At 72.6% G+C, this 13,878-nt stretch carries 16 protein-coding genes; 6 read left to right on the forward strand and 10 right to left on the reverse strand.

The window, feature by feature from the left end; translation table 11 throughout:
* Nucleotides 1-11 precede the first annotated feature (11 nt).
* Nucleotides 12-1,145, forward strand: coding sequence for an Mrp/NBP35 family ATP-binding protein (locus OG357_RS13155; protein ID WP_267045698.1), 1,134 nt, complete (start codon nt 12-14; stop codon nt 1,143-1,145).
* Between the two features lie 58 nt (nt 1,146-1,203).
* On the opposite strand, the gene OG357_RS13160 is transcribed toward OG357_RS13155, so the two are convergent.
* The 5 genes from OG357_RS13160 to sigE all read right to left on the reverse strand — a co-directional run bounded on the left by OG357_RS13160 (nt 1,204) and on the right by sigE (nt 5,942).
* The gene (locus OG357_RS13160) at nt 1,204-1,830 is read right to left on the reverse strand and encodes a hypothetical protein (RefSeq protein ID WP_329621312.1); all 627 of its coding nucleotides are present in this window, start codon (nt 1,828-1,830) and stop codon (nt 1,204-1,206) included.
* Between the two features lie 74 nt (nt 1,831-1,904).
* Nucleotides 1,905-2,360: a sec-independent translocase gene (locus tag OG357_RS13165; protein WP_329621313.1), complete on the reverse strand. Its 456-nt coding sequence runs from the start codon at nt 2,358-2,360 to the stop codon at nt 1,905-1,907.
* A 91-nt stretch (nt 2,361-2,451) separates the two neighbouring features.
* Nucleotides 2,452-4,191, reverse strand: a complete 1,740-nt coding sequence (locus OG357_RS13170) for a trypsin-like peptidase domain-containing protein (protein ID WP_329621314.1) — start codon at nt 4,189-4,191, stop codon at nt 2,452-2,454.
* Between the two features lie 75 nt (nt 4,192-4,266).
* Nucleotides 4,267-5,187, reverse strand: a complete 921-nt coding sequence (locus OG357_RS13175) for an anti-sigma factor family protein (RefSeq protein WP_329621315.1) — start codon at nt 5,185-5,187, stop codon at nt 4,267-4,269.
* Nucleotides 5,184-5,942 carry an RNA polymerase sigma factor SigE gene (sigE, locus tag OG357_RS13180; protein WP_329621316.1) on the reverse strand — a complete coding sequence of 253 codons (759 nt, stop codon included), beginning with the start codon at nt 5,940-5,942 and terminating at the stop codon, nt 5,184-5,186. Before sigE ends, OG357_RS13175 begins: the two co-directional genes overlap by 4 nt.
* A 143-nt stretch (nt 5,943-6,085) precedes the next feature.
* On the opposite strand from sigE, the gene OG357_RS13185 reads away from it, so the two are divergent.
* Nucleotides 6,086-6,751: an O-methyltransferase gene (locus tag OG357_RS13185; RefSeq protein ID WP_024759307.1), complete on the forward strand. Its 666-nt coding sequence runs from the start codon at nt 6,086-6,088 to the stop codon at nt 6,749-6,751.
* 196 nt (nt 6,752-6,947) lie between these two features.
* Here the strand turns inward: OG357_RS13185 and OG357_RS13190 are convergent, their stop codons facing one another.
* Nucleotides 6,948-7,115 (reverse strand): DUF3117 domain-containing protein, encoded by a 168-nt coding sequence (locus tag OG357_RS13190; protein ID WP_017239934.1) that lies wholly within the window; start codon nt 7,113-7,115, stop codon nt 6,948-6,950.
* Nucleotides 7,116-7,427: 312 nt separating this feature from the next.
* Between OG357_RS13190 and OG357_RS13195 the strand changes: the two genes are divergently transcribed.
* Nucleotides 7,428-8,231, forward strand: coding sequence for an enoyl-CoA hydratase/isomerase family protein (locus tag OG357_RS13195; protein WP_329621317.1), 804 nt, complete (start codon nt 7,428-7,430; stop codon nt 8,229-8,231).
* Between the two features lie 20 nt (nt 8,232-8,251).
* On the opposite strand, the gene OG357_RS13200 is transcribed toward OG357_RS13195, so the two are convergent.
* Both OG357_RS13200 and OG357_RS13205 read right to left on the reverse strand, forming a co-directional pair.
* Nucleotides 8,252-8,839, reverse strand: a complete 588-nt coding sequence (locus OG357_RS13200) for a DNA-3-methyladenine glycosylase I (RefSeq protein WP_329621318.1) — start codon at nt 8,837-8,839, stop codon at nt 8,252-8,254.
* Nucleotides 8,836-9,159 (reverse strand): hypothetical protein, encoded by a 324-nt coding sequence (locus OG357_RS13205; protein WP_317598843.1) that lies wholly within the window; start codon nt 9,157-9,159, stop codon nt 8,836-8,838. The genes OG357_RS13200 and OG357_RS13205 overlap by 4 nt, the downstream gene beginning before the upstream one ends.
* 102 nt (nt 9,160-9,261) lie before the next feature.
* Between OG357_RS13205 and folP the strand changes: the two genes are divergently transcribed.
* On the forward strand, nt 9,262-10,122 hold the full coding sequence (gene folP / locus OG357_RS13210) for a dihydropteroate synthase (protein ID WP_329621319.1): 861 nt from the start codon (nt 9,262-9,264) through the stop codon (nt 10,120-10,122).
* A gap of 46 nt (nt 10,123-10,168) precedes the next feature.
* On the opposite strand, the gene OG357_RS13215 is transcribed toward folP, so the two are convergent.
* Nucleotides 10,169-10,918, reverse strand: a complete 750-nt coding sequence (locus tag OG357_RS13215; RefSeq protein WP_329621320.1) for a TIGR00730 family Rossman fold protein — start codon at nt 10,916-10,918, stop codon at nt 10,169-10,171.
* 84 nt (nt 10,919-11,002) lie between these two features.
* Entirely contained in the window at nt 11,003-12,097 is a 1,095-nt protein-coding gene (dapE, locus tag OG357_RS13220; protein ID WP_329621321.1) for a succinyl-diaminopimelate desuccinylase, read from the reverse strand.
* Between the two features lie 29 nt (nt 12,098-12,126).
* On the opposite strand from dapE, the gene OG357_RS13225 reads away from it, so the two are divergent.
* Entirely contained in the window at nt 12,127-13,125 is a 999-nt protein-coding gene (locus OG357_RS13225) for a hypothetical protein (RefSeq protein ID WP_443066676.1), read from the forward strand.
* 303 nt (nt 13,126-13,428) lie between these two features.
* Complete coding sequence (locus OG357_RS13230) at nt 13,429-13,878, forward strand: ATP-binding protein (RefSeq protein ID WP_329621323.1); 450 nt, start codon at nt 13,429-13,431, stop codon at nt 13,876-13,878.

Below are 13,878 nucleotides of genomic sequence, written 5' to 3' on the forward strand. Positions count from 1 at the left end.
CCATCGTCGGTATGGCTATGGAAGACGCGGTGCGCGAAGCACTGGCGACGGTGAACGACCCCGAGATCAACAAACCGATCACTGAGCTCGGCATGGTCAAGTCGGTGGAGATCGAACCGGACGGCAGGGTCGCCGTCACGGTCTACCTGACCGTCTCCGGCTGCCCGATGCGCGACACCATCACGCAGCGCGTGACCGAGGCCGTCTCCCGCGTCGAGGGCGTCACCGCCGTCGACGTCACGCTCGACGTGATGAGCGACGAGCAGCGCAAGGAGCTGGCGGCGGCGCTGCGCGGGACCGGCGCGGAGCGCGAGGTGCCCTTCGCGAAGCCGGGCTCGCTGACCCGGGTGTACGCGGTCGCCTCCGGCAAGGGCGGCGTCGGCAAGTCCTCCGTGACCGTGAACCTCGCCGCGGCGATGGCCGCGGACGGCCTGAAGGTCGGTGTCGTCGACGCCGACATCTACGGCCACAGCGTGCCGCGGATGCTGGGCGCGGACGGCCGTCCGACCCAGGTCGAGAACATGATCATGCCGCCGTCGGCGCACGGCGTGAAGGTCATCTCGATCGGCATGTTCACCCCGGGCAACGCGCCGGTGGTGTGGCGCGGCCCGATGCTGCACCGCGCGCTCCAGCAGTTCCTCGCGGACGTGTACTGGGGCGACCTGGACGTCCTCCTGCTCGACCTGCCCCCGGGCACGGGCGACATCGCGATCTCGGTCGCGCAGCTCGTCCCGAACGCGGAGATCCTGGTCGTCACGACCCCGCAGCAGGCCGCTGCCGAGGTCGCCGAGCGGGCCGGCTCGATCGCCGTGCAGACGCACCAGAAGATCGTCGGCGTCGTCGAGAACATGGCGGGCCTGCCGTGCCCGCACTGCGACGAGATGGTCGACGTGTTCGGCACGGGCGGTGGCCAGCGGGTCGCCGACGGTCTGACGCGGACCACGGGCGCGACCGTCCCCGTCCTCGGCTCGATCCCGATCGACGTCCGGCTGCGCGAGGGCGGCGACGAGGGCAAGCCCGTCGTCCTGTCCGACCCGGACTCCCCGGCGGGCGCGGCCCTGCGCGCGATCGCGGGCAAGCTGGGCGGCCGCGCGCGCGGCCTGTCGGGCATGAGCCTGGGCATCACCCCGCGCAACAAGTTCTGAGAACAGGTACGGGAAAAGGGCGCCCCTGGTGAGGGGGCGCCCTTTCACGTACCCGCGTCTACGCGTACGCCTCCAGGTCCTTGATCTGCGAGAACCCGAGCCCGTACGCGCTCATCCCCCGCCCGTACGCCCCCAGGTGCACCCCCGCCGCCGACCCGGCCAGCACCCAGCCGAACTCCGACTCGCGGTAGTGGAAGGGCACCGGCGCCCCGTCCACGGGGAGCGACAGCGTCGACCAGGCGGGCCCGTCGAGGTCGTCGGCGAGCTCGAAGGCCGTCTCCGTCTGCTGGTCCAGCCAGTTGTCGCGCAGCCCGTGGTCGAGCGAGGCGGGCCAGGTGTGGACCAGGAGCCCCGATCCGGCCAGCCAGGCGGCGGAGGAGACCGTGGTGGCGTCGAGGACGCCCGTCCCGTCCCCGGTCCGCCGGACCGGGCTCGCCGCGACCGTCACCACGACGGCGAAACGCTCCTTCTCCGTGCCCCGCGCGTCCGACTTTATGGACGGCTCGTCACCGTGCCCCGTCGAACCGTGCTGCACGCTGCCGTCCGCCGCCGTACCGACCTGCATCAGCCAGCGCGGCCCGGTGAAGGCCTCGTCGAGGCCGTACCAGGCGAAGGGTGCGCGCAGATAGCCCTCAGGGGTACGCCGGGCCGTCGGTACGCCCTCCACCCGACTCGTGGTCTCCAACTCGGCCGCCTCCTCGTTCCGTCAACAGAGGGAGGATAGCCACCAGGACGCGTCGGGTCGGTGACAGCCCGTCGTCAGGTCGCGTCGGAGTCGTACGGCGGACGCTCTCCGGTGTCCGGCTTGTCCTGCTTCTTCAGGAGGTCCGGCGTGCCCGCCGCGGCCCCGTTGACCGGAGCGCCGTTGACTGCGGACGGCTGCGGCTCGCGGTTGTGAACCGCGTCGGCGACGTCGTTCATCTCCTTCTTGAGGTCGAACGATCCGCGCAGCTCCTTGAGCTCCTGGAGGTCCTCGTTCCCCTCCAGCTGCTTGCGGAGGAACGTCTTGGGGTTGAGGTCCTCGAACTCGAAGTCCTTGAACTCCGGTCCCAGCTCGCTGCGGATGTCCTCCTTCGCGCTGTCCGAGAAGTCACGGACCTTCTTCACGAAGCGCGAGACGTCCTGGATGACCTTCGGGAGCTTGTCAGGCCCGAAGACGAGCACGGCGAGGACCACGAGGGCCACCAGCTCGAGTGCGCCTATGTCGCTGAACACCTAGTAGCTCCTTCACGCCGGTCCAGGGCCCGGTCCACGGTACCCGCCGAAACTGTCCGACGGGTACCTCCCGGCATCCACCACATGGCGCTCAGGTGCCCTGCGACGAACCGAGTGTCAATGTCTTGGTCAGCTCTTTGCCGTCGCGGGTGAGGGTGAGCCGCAGCTCGTCGCCGGGGCGGTGGGCGCGGATCTTCACGATCAATTCCTCGCCGTTGTGCACCCGCTGGCCGTCGACCTTGGTGATGACGTCGCCGGGCCGGAGCCCCGCCGCGGCGGCCGGGCCGCCCGGGGTGACCGAGGCGGCGCCGTCCTTGCCCTTCTCGCCGACGCGGGCGCCGTCGCCGTTGAACTGCATGTCGAGGCTCACACCGATGACGGGGTGGGTGGCCTTGCCGGTGTTGATGAGCTCCTCGGCGACCCGCTTGCCCTGGTTGATCGGTATGGCGAAGCCGAGGCCGATGGAGCCGGGCTGGCCGGCGCTGCCGCCGTCACCGTCACCGGAACCGCCGGCGGCGCGGATCGCGCTGTTGATGCCGATGACCCGGCCCTTGGAGTCGAGCAGCGGGCCGCCGGAGTTGCCGGGATTGATCGGGGCGTCGGTCTGGAGGGCGTCGACGTAGCTGATGTCGGTGCCGTCGCCCTTCTCGCCGCCGGCGGTGATCGGGCGCTCCTTGGCGCTGATGATCCCGGAGGTCACCGTGTTGGAGAGGTCGAAGGGCGCGCCGATGGCGACGACGGGGTCGCCGACGCGGACGTTGTCGGAGTTGCCGAGGGGCAGCGCCTTGAGGCCGGAGACGCCGGTGACCTGGACGACGGCGAGGTCGTAGCCGGTGTCCTTGCCGACGATCTTGGCGCGGGCGGTCTCGCCGCTGGAGAAGGTCACGGTGATGTCCCCGGAGGACTCGGCCGCGTCGACCACGTGATTGTTGGTGAGGATGTGGCCCTTGGTGTCCAGGACGAAGCCGGTGCCGGTGCCGGAGGAGCCGCCGCCACTGACGTGCAGGGTGACCACGCCGGGCAGCGCTCCGGCCGCGATGCCGGCCACGCTCTCGGGGGCGCGGTCGGTGTCCCCGCCGTCGGCCTGGGGCAGCTCGACGGTGCCGAGCCCGCCGTTCCGCTCGACGTAGGCGCCGATGCCGCCGCCGATGACGCCGGTGACGAGGGCGAAGATCAGCGCCCCGGCGAGCGCGAGGCCCTTCCGGGACTTCTTCGCGGGCGCCGGTGCGACCCCGACGCCGCCGAGGGGCCCGCCCCAGGGGTCGTACTGCATCCACGGGGCGGTCCCGCCCTGCCGCGGCGGTACGGGCGGCACGGGGGCCTGTGCCTGCGGCGGTACGGGGCTCTGAGGCGGTACGGGGGGCGCCGGGTGCTGCACGGGCGGTGCGGGCGCCCACGGGCCGGGCTCGCCGTACGGCGGCGTCCGGTACTCGTCGGGCGCGTGCAGGGGCTGGGGGGCGGGCTGCGCGGCCGCCGCCGGGGCCTGGGACGCGTCGGCCACGGGAGCCTCGGCGACGGGAGCCTCGGCCGCCGGCGCGTCGGACGGCTCGTCCTTCGTCAGCAGGACGGTGGGCGCGGGCACGGGCTCGGATGCGGTCTCCGGCTCCGGCCGGGGCGCGGTGGGGATCTCCGTGGTGTGGGCCTCGGCCGCGGCGTCGACCGAGACGTCGGCCGGCGCCTCGGCCTCGGTCCCGGCCGGCGGCTGGGGCGCGGGCAGGGGGAAATCACCGTCGCCGTCGTCACCGCCGCCGGTCGGAGACGGCGAGGGTATCCGCGCCGCCTCCGGTGCCGTCGAAGGCCGGCTCCACCAGTTCGGCTTCCCGTCGTCCATGCTCTCCCCGCAACCGCTGACCCGTCCGCGCCCGAGCTCGGGCGCCCCTGTCCCTGGATTCAACCAGGTCGCGGGTCAGCGGTGGGAGCCGAGCGGTGCGTTCGTCGGGCTCGCCGCCGGGCTGGGACCGGGGGCGAGGGCCAGTTCGAGGGCCGGACCCGTCGGTCGTATGAACGGCGAGAGCGCGAAGAACGACCGCATGGCCTGGTTCTGGAGGCGTACGGCCACCAGCGGAGCCGTACCGGAGCGCACCGCATCCGGCGGAACCGCGCCCGAGGGAACGGTGCCGGCGGGGGGTCCGGTCCGGGCCGCGAGCGGGGTGAGGGGCTCTTCGGCGACGGACTGGGCGCCCGCACGCTCTCCGGAGCGCGTACCGCGTACGCCGCCGGTGCCCGGGGCGCCGCCCGAGGCCGTGGCGCGCAGCGGGGTGACCGCGCTGCCTGTGCCCTGCCCGCCGCGTCCGCTCGCACTCACCGAGGTCTCCACCGGCAGCGTGCCGCCGAGGGCGATCGCCGCGAAGGAGACCGCGCTGGCCGCCGCGAAGGCGAAGCGCCGGCCCCGCCCGGACGTGCCGGAGGCGCGGCCCCCGACCTCGTGGATCCGGAAGCCGGTCCCGGGGTGCGGGGAGCGCGGGGTGACGACCGCCGCGGTGGCGAAGCCGTCGGACTTCAGCGCCGCCGCGCCGAGCAGTTCTTCGAGGGGCCCTCGGGGCACTCCGGGCCCGCCGGAGCCGCCCGAAGGCTCACCTGGTCCCCCGGGGAGCCCCTGGAGCCGGGCGAGGAAGCCCTCCGAGGGGGGCGGGGGCGCCGCGGAGGCGAAGACGCTCTTCACCGTGCGCTGGGCGTCGGCCTCGGCCTTACAGCGCGCGCAGGTCGCGAGGTGCGCGAGCACCCGCTCCCGGGCGTCGTGGCCGAGCTCGCCGTCGACGAGCGCCGCGAGCCGGTCCCCGAGGTGGTGTTCCGCGGGGGTCGGCGACGAGGGACGTGTGCCGCTCACGCTGTCCCTGCCTCCCATCCGACGGAGGTGAGCGCGCGCTCCGCCCGGGCCTCGGGCGAGCGGTGCTTGAGCGCCTTGCGCAGGTGGGAGCGGCCGCGGTGGATCCGGCTGCGGACGGTGCCGAGCTTCACGCCGAGGGTCGCGGCGATCTCCTCGTACGACAGTCCTTCGATGTCGCAGAGGACGACCGCGGCGCGGAACTCGGGCGCGAGGGTGTCGAGGGCCTGCTGCACGTCGGCGTCGAAGTGGGTGTCGTTGAACACCTGCTGCGGCGACGGCTCGCGGCTGGGCAGCCGCTCGGCGGCGTCGTCGGCCAGCGCGTCGAAACGGATGCGCTGCTTGCGGCGGACCATGTCGAGGAAGAGATTGGTGGTGATGCGGTGCAGCCAGCCCTCGAAGGTGCCCGGCGTGTACGTCGACAGCGAGCGGAAGACGCGGACGAAGACCTCCTGGGTGAGGTCCTCGGCGTCGTGCTGGTTGCCGGTGAGGCGGTAGGCGAGGCGGTAGACCCGGCCACTGTGCGTGCTGACGATCTCCTCCCAGGTGGGCGGAGTCCACGCCTGCGATTCCGCATCCGATGCGAAGGTCGCGGTGGTGGGAGCGGAGTCGGTGGAGCGGATTCGGTCAGCGGTGTCGGTCACGGATTTCGGCTCACCCGCCGACCTGAGAAGACGCCGAAGCACTCCTCCCCGATCCACAGGCGCAGCCGCACCTCCCCTGTCGGCTCTGGTGGTGTCCAGCGGAGCCCCTACCATAGCCACCTCGCCCGTTAGCTCCGGATAAGAATCTTTACGCGAATTTGGAACCGGCTCGCCCGGCTGCCGCCGGCCGCGTCCTGACCTCCAGTGAACGTGCGGTCCCATCTGCGGGTTCCCGCTGACAGCGGATACAGTCACCGTTGCGTCAACTACGGGGACAGGAGAGGGCCATTACCGCCAACCGGCAGACGAGCTGGTCGTTCGCCGACGCCTTTGTCGCCGAGGACGAAGCTCTGCGCTGGGCCCGGGACCGGGCCCGGGAGGCAGGGCTGCCCTCGGTGTCGCCCGGCACCGGTGGCGCACTGCGCCTGCTCGCGGCGACGGCGGACGCCAAGGCGGTGGCGGAGATCGGTACCGGCACGGGCGTGTCGGGCATCTACCTGCTGCTCGGGATGCGGCCGGACGGCGTCCTGACGACGGTGGACCTCCAGCCGGAGCGCCAGCAGTTCGCGAAGACGGCGTTCCGCGCGGCGGGCTTCGCCGGCAATCGCGCCCGGTTCATCCCGGGCCGCGCCCTCGACGTCCTGCCGCGTCTCGCGGACGGCGGATACGACCTCGTCTTCTGCGACGGCGACCGCCTGGAGTACCTGGACTACCTCGCTGAATCGTTGCGCCTGCTGCGACCTGGCGGTCTCGTCTGCTTCGAGGGAGTCTTCGCGGACGGCCGGACGGTCGACTCGGCGGCCCAGCCGGCGGAGGTCCTGCGGGTCCGCGAGCTGCTGCGCACGGTGCGGGAGAGCCAGGAACTGCTGCCCTCGCTGCTGCCGGTGGGCGACGGCCTGCTCTGCGCCGTACGCCGGGGCTGACCCGACCCTCGCGAGGCCCGGACCCTCCGCAGCCCCTCCCGGAGCCTCCCCGGCCCCTCACCGCTCCCCTGGAGCCTCCCCCGGACCCACGGAACTCTCCGGCCCCCTGGACTCCTCCCGAGGCCCCGGACACACCACTGCCCCGGCACGGTGGAAACCGTCCCGGGGCAGTGGCGAGGAATCGTGGAGGATCAGGTCAGCCGACGACCTTCTTCAGGGCGTCGCCCAGCGCCTCGGCCTCACCCGGGGTCAGCTCGACGACAAGCCGACCGCCGCCTTCGAGCGGAACGCGCATGACGATGCCCCGCCCCTCCTTGGTCACCTCGAGCGGGCCGTCACCCGTCCGCGGCTTCATGGCCGCCATGCTTGTTCCCCTTCCTGAAACCAGCTCATCGTCAGCCGGGCAGCTCTTCGATGCGGAGCACGCTTCACCGGCTTCGAACACATTGCTTCCAGGTCATTATCCCGCATCGCAGGACCCGATGACCAACATCGATCTGCATCGCTTCCGCAACGCGCTCTCTCAAAACCACACATTTCGGCGATCGGGCTGCGATACTGCGCCGCTCTTGATCGTGTCGACGCCCTGATTTCTTTGACGCAGCTCACATGTGCGGTGCGGGTGATCTCCGCCATGCTGGGCAGGTCAACCGCGCAAAGAAGCGAAGGGAACCCCATGGCCGACACGGTGCTGTACGAGGTGAGCGACGGGCTCGCCACCATCACGCTCAACCGGCCGGAGGCCATGAACGCGATGAACGTGGCGGCGAAGGTCGCGCTCCGGGACGCAGCGGAAACGGCCGCAACGGACACCGCCGTACGGGCCGTCCTGCTCACGGCGGCCGGCGACCGGGCGTTCTGCGTCGGCCAGGACCTCAAGGAGCACGTGGGCCTGCTCATGGCGGACCAGGAGTCCGGCACACGCGAGACCATGAACACGGTCCGCGACCACTACAACCCGATCGTCCGGGCCCTCACCGGCATGCGGAAGCCGGTCGTGGCGGCCGTGAACGGCGTCGCGGCGGGCGCGGGCTTCGGCTTCGCGCTGGCGGCGGACTACCGGGTCGTCGCGGACACGGCCGCGTTCAACACGTCCTTCGCGGGCGTCGCGCTCACCTCCGACTCGGGCATGTCCTGGACGCTGCCCCGGCTGATCGGCGCGAGCCGGGCGTCGGACCTGCTGCTCTTCCCGCGCTCGATCACCGCCCAGGAGGCGTACGAGCTCGGCATCGCGAACCGCCTGGTCCCGGCCGCCGACCTGGCCGCCGAGGCCGCGAAGGTGGCCCGCAAGCTGGCGGAGGGCCCGACGGTGGCGTACGCGGCGCTGAAGGAGTCCCTGGCGTACGGCGCGGACCACTCGCTCGCCGAGGCCCTGGAGAAGGAGGACGAGCTGCAGTCCCTCGCGGGCGCCTCGGAGGACCACACCATCGCCGTTCGCGCCTTCATCGCCAAGGAGAAGCCGAAGTACCTGGGCCGCTAGGGCCTGTCGGGCCCGGGGTCCTACCGACCGCCCCGGGCCACGCACCCCTCCACGTGGTCGTCGACCAGGCCGCACGCCTGCATCAGGGCGTAGGCGGTGGTGGGGCCGACGAAGCGGATGCCGCGCTTCTTGAGGGCCTTGGCGAGGGCCGTGGACTCGTCCGTGACCGCCGGGACGTCGGAGACCGAGCGCGGGGTGGGGCGGCCGGCCGGATCCGGGGCGTAGGACCAGATCAGGGCGTCGAGCTCGCCCGGGGACCAGGTGGCGAGCAGTTTGGCGTTGGCGAGGGTCGCGTCGACCTTGGCGCGGTTGCGGATGATGCCCTCGTCGGCGAGGAGCCGCTCCCGGTCGGTCTCGCCGAAGCCGGCGACGGAGGCGATGCGGAAGCCGTCGAAGGCGCGTCGGAAGCCCTCGCGGCGGCGCAGGATCGTGATCCAGGACAGGCCCGACTGGAAGGCCTCCAGGCAGAGCCGTTCGAAGAGCTCGTCGTCGCCGTGGACCGGGCGGCCCCACTCCTCGTCGTGGTAGGCCACGTAGTCCTCGGTCGACAGGCCCCAGGGGCAGCGCAGCCGCCCGTCGGGGCCCGGGACCGGCCCGCCCTCGGTCATGAGCGGTCGTCCTCTCCGTCACCGGCGGACGCGCCCGCGAGCGCCTCCTCCAGCTCGGCGATCCGGGAGTCCCGCTCGGCGAGTTCGGCGCCGAGGCGGACCAGGACGTCGTCCACGTCCGCCATCCGGTAGCCGCGGACGGCGACGGGGAGGCGGAGCGCCTCGACGTCGGCGCGGTCGACCGGGCGGGCCGCCGGGAGGGGGTCGACGAGCTGCTCGGGTGCCACCTCCGGCAGCACCTCGCTGTCGCCTCCGCCGACCACCGCCAGAGTCACCGCGGCCACGACCACGACCATCGTGATGAGCAGAAACCAGAACACCTGCGCGCCTCTTCCCAGAGTGGAATTCGTCCCGTGCCGATCGTGCCATGCGCCACTGACGGTTAGGGTCGCAGCGAACGGACGCGAGGGAGGACAAAAGGGATGCTGCGCTTGGGACGGCGTGAATTCGGGCCGCACGAGCCGGTGATCATGGCGATCGTGAACCGGACCCCGGATTCTTTCTACGACCAGGGCGCCACCTTCCGGGACGAGCCGGCGCTCGCCCGCGTCGAGCAGGCCGTGGCCGAGGGCGCGGCCATCATCGACATCGGCGGGGTGAAGGCGGGCCCCGGCGAGGAGGTCACGGCCGAGGAGGAGGCCCGCCGGACGGTCGGTTTCGTCGCCGAGGTCCGCAGGCGCCACCCCGACGTGGTGATCAGCGTGGACACCTGGCGGGCGGACGTCGGCGCGGCGGTCTGCGAGGCCGGGGCGGACGTCCTGAACGACGCGTGGGGCGGGGTCGACCCCGGGCTCGCGGAGGTGGCCGCGAAGTACGGCGCGGGGCTCGTCTGTACGCACGCGGGCGGCGCGGAGCCGCGGACGCGGCCGCACCGGGTCGAGTACGCGGACGTGATGGCCGACATCCTGCGGGTGACCGTGGGGCTCGCGGAGCGGGCGGTGGCCCTTGGGGTGCGGCGCGACGGGATCATGATCGACCCGGGTCACGACTTCGGGAAGAACACCCGGCACAGCCTGGAGGCGACGCGGCGGCTCGGCGAGATGGCGGAGACGGGCTGGCCGGTGCTGGTGTCTCTTTCCAACAAGGACTTCGTCGGCGAGACGCTCGACCGGCCGGTCAAGGAGCGGGTGCTCGGCACGCTGGCGACGACGGCCGTGTCGGCGTGGCTGGGGGCGCAGGTGTACCGGGTGCACGAGGTCGCCGAGACCCGCCAGGTGCTCGACATGGTGGCGTCGATCGCCGGGCACCGGGCGCCGGCCGTCGCTCGGCGCGGGCTGGCGTAGGGCGGACGAAAGGGGGCGCCGGCACCCGGCGCCCCCGAGGGACGTCCTACTTGCCGGTCTCCTTCGTCACCAGCGCCACCGCCTCCTCCACGTCGTCCGTGACGTGGAAGAGGAGCAGGTCGCGCTCCGACGCCTTGCCGCCCGCGACGACCGAGTCGCGCAGCCAGTCGACGAGGCCCTTCCAGTACTCCGTGCCGAAGAGGACGATCGGGAAGCGGGTGACCTTGCGGGTCTGGACCAGGGTCAGCGCCTCGAACAGCTCGTCGAGGGTGCCGAGGCCGCCGGGCAGGACGACGAAGCCCTGCGCGTACTTCACGAACATCGTCTTGCGGACGAAGAAGTAGCGGAAGTTCACGCCGATGTCGACGTGCTGGTTCAGCCCCTGCTCGAAGGGAAGCTCGATCCCGAGGCCCACGGAGACGCCCTTGGCCTCCCTGGCTCCCTTGTTGGCCGCCTCCATGGCGCCCGGGCCGCCGCCCGTGATGACCGCGAAACCGGCCTCGACGAGCGCCCGGCCGATCCGTACGCCCGCCTCGTACTCGGGCGAGTCCGGCTTCGTGCGGGCCGAGCCGAAGACGCTGATCGCGCTCGGCAGTTCGGCGAGGGCTCCGAAGCCCTCGACGAACTCGGACTGGATGCGCATGACCCTCCAGGGGTCCGTGTGCACCCACTCCGAGTCGCCCTCGGTGTCGAGCAGCCGCTGGTCCGTGGTGCCCGACTGGACCTGATCCCTGCGCCTCAGCACCGGCCCCAGACGCTGCTCCTCGGGCTTCGCCATTCCCTCGGGAATGCCCATGGCCTGCTCCCTCCGCCGATCCACTGATCTTCTGGTCCGGTCAGCGTAGGACGACAGAGGTGACGAAACGCGAAATTACGGAAGTCAGGCAGTCAGCCAGTCGCGGAGGCGTGCCTCGCAGTGGTGGATCTTGTCGACGACGACGTGCTCGTCGCGCTTGTGCGCGTAGAAGGCATCGCCGGGGCCGTAGTTGACGGCCGGCACGCCGAGGGCGCTGAAGCGGGAGACGTCGGTCCAGCCGAACTTGGGCTGCGCGCTGCCGCCGACGGCCTTCATGAAGGCCTCGGCGGCCGGGTGGGAGAGGCCGGGCAGGGCGCCGGGGCTCTCGTCGTCGACGACGAACTCGGCGATGTCGCAGTCGGCGAAGACCTCGCGGACGTGTGCCAGGGCCTCGGCCGGGGAGCGGTCGGGGGCGTACCGGTAGTTGACCGTGACGGTGCAGGCGTCGGGGATGACGTTGGTGGCGACGCCGCCCGCAATCGCGACCGCGTTGAGGCCCTCGTGGTACTCCAGGCCGTCGATGACCGGCTTGCGCGGCTCGTAGGCGGCGAGGCGGGCGAGGATCGGGGCGGCGGTGTGGATGGCGTTGGAGCCCATCCAGGACCGCGCGGAGTGGGCCCGCTCGCCCGCGGTGTGCAGGATGACCCGCAGGGTGCCCTGGCAGCCGCCCTCGACCTGTCCGTCGGAGGGCTCCAGGAGGACCGCGAAATCGCCCTCCAGCCAGTCGGAGTGGGCGGCGGCGACCTTGCCGAGGCCGTTGAGGTCGGCGGCCACCTCTTCGTTGTCGTAGAAGACGAACGTGAGGTCGCGGTTGGGCTCGGGCACCGTGGCGGCGATCCGGAGCTGGACGGCGACGCCCGACTTCATGTCCGTCGTGCCGCAGCCCCACAGGACGCCGTTCTCGTCGAGGCGCGAGGGGAGGTTGTCGGCGATCGGCACGGTGTCGATGTGGCCGGCGAGGACGACCCGCTCGCCGCGGCCGAGGTGCGTACGGGCGACGACGTTGTTGCCGTAGCGGTCGACGGTGAGGTGCGGCAGGGCCCGCAGGGCCTGCTCGATGGCGTCCGCGAGCGGCTGCTCCGTCCCGCTCACGGACGGGAAGTCGACAAGGGCGGCGGTGAGGGCGGCCCCGTCCTGGGAGAGGTCCAGCCGGGTCTCGTACGGAGTGATGTCAGCCATGTGCCGACCCTAACCCGGCCTCCAGTACGGTGGGCCCCGTGTCCGAGCCCACCCGCACCGCCCGTCGCGGCCGCCCCGCCCGCCGCGGCCGTCTCGCCCGCTCCGCGGCTGCCCTCGCCGCGCTCCTCGGCCTGGCCTCGTACGTGGCCTTCCACCAGGTGACGGGGAGCAGAGGCACGCCGCGGTGCAGTGTCGGCACCGGCGAGAACCGGTACGAGTTCACGCCGGACCAGGCGTCGAACGCGGCGACGATCTCGGCGGTCGGCACCTCCCGGGGGCTGCCGGAGCGTGCGGTGACGATCGCGCTCGCGACGGCGCTCCAGGAGTCGGCGCTGCGGAACATCGAGCACGGCGACCGGGACTCGCTCGGTCTGTTCCAGCAGCGGCCCTCGATGGGCTGGGGGACGCCGGCGCAGATCATGGACCCGGTGTACTCGGCGGGGAAGTTCTACGAGGGTCTGGAGAAGGTCCCGGGGTACTCGCGGCTGCCGCTGACGGTGGCGGCGCAGAAGGTGCAGAAGAGCGGTTTCCCGCAGGCGTACGCGAAGCACGAGCCGGACGCCACCCTGCTCTCGGCGGCGCTGACGGGGCGGGCGCCGGCCGCGCTCACGTGTACGGCGAGTGACGTGAAGGGCCCGCCGGGCGATCCGGAGCGGGTGCGCAAGGAGCTGGTGCGGGCCTTCGGCGAGAAGGCGGCGCCGAAGGCGGTCACGGGCGGGTCGAGCGCGGGCCGGTCGGCTTCGGAGCCGCCGGTGCTCGTGGTGCCGGTCCGGGCGGCGACGGACGCGGGCACGGCCCCGGGTGCCGGGTCGGACGAGCGGCGCGGCTGGGAACTGGCGCAGTGGGCGGTGGCGCGGGCGGACGAGCTGCGCGTCACGGAGGTCGCGTACGGGGGCCGGGTGTGGCGTGCGAGCGACGCGTCCGGCGGCTGGGAGAAGTCCGCCTCGGCCTCGGCCGGTGCGGCGTCCGCGGCCGGCTCCGGTGCCGCCTCCGACACGGGATCGGTCCGTATCCGGCTCGCTCAGTAGCCGGTCGCACGTACGGTCGTTCACCCGCCCGTGGCATGCGCCCGGACGGAATCCCGGGAAATTCGCCCGCACTTCGCACGGTCATTTCCAGGTCGCGCTCCGCCGCCCCAACTCCCTTACGGGACAAGGGAAGTGACGGTTCGCCAGACGTTCACACAATGACACGTTCGTCCGTTTTCCTCCCCACCCGACAATACGACGCATTACCAATCCTTTACCTTCGACCGCCGCAACCTCTCCCACCCCGGGGCCGGTTGTCACTGCGTCCGAACACCACTCGTCGCACCCCGTCGAAGGAGCACCATGTCCCTCCCCCTGACCCGTCGGATCGCCCGCGCCGCCCTCCTCATCGCGGCCGGAGCAGCCCCCGTGGTCGGTGCGGCCGGTTCCGCGAGCGCCCTGGACCACAGCATCGCGCCCGCCAACGCCCTCGGTGGCGTCACCGCCCTGGACGCCGCCGGTGCGGGCACCGCTGTCGACAGCGGCGCGCAGGCCGCCACCGGCGTCGTCGGCGCCACCGGCAGCCAGGCCGTCGGCACGGCCGTCCCCGCCGTCGGCAAGACCGCCGGCGCGGCGGGCAAGACCGCCACCCCGGCCGCGCAGAAGGTGGCCGGCGAGGCCGCCGGCAGCACCGGCGAGGTCGTCGGCAAGACGGCCGGCGCCGCCGGCGACAGCGCGCAGGGCCCGGCCGCCGGCGCCCTGGGCGGCGGCCTGCCGGCCGCGCCGTCCCTCGGCGGCCTGCCGATCGGCTGA

The sequence above is a fragment of the Streptomyces sp. NBC_01255 genome (assembly GCF_036226445.1).
Taxonomy (GTDB): Bacteria; Actinomycetota; Actinomycetes; order Streptomycetales; family Streptomycetaceae; genus Streptomyces.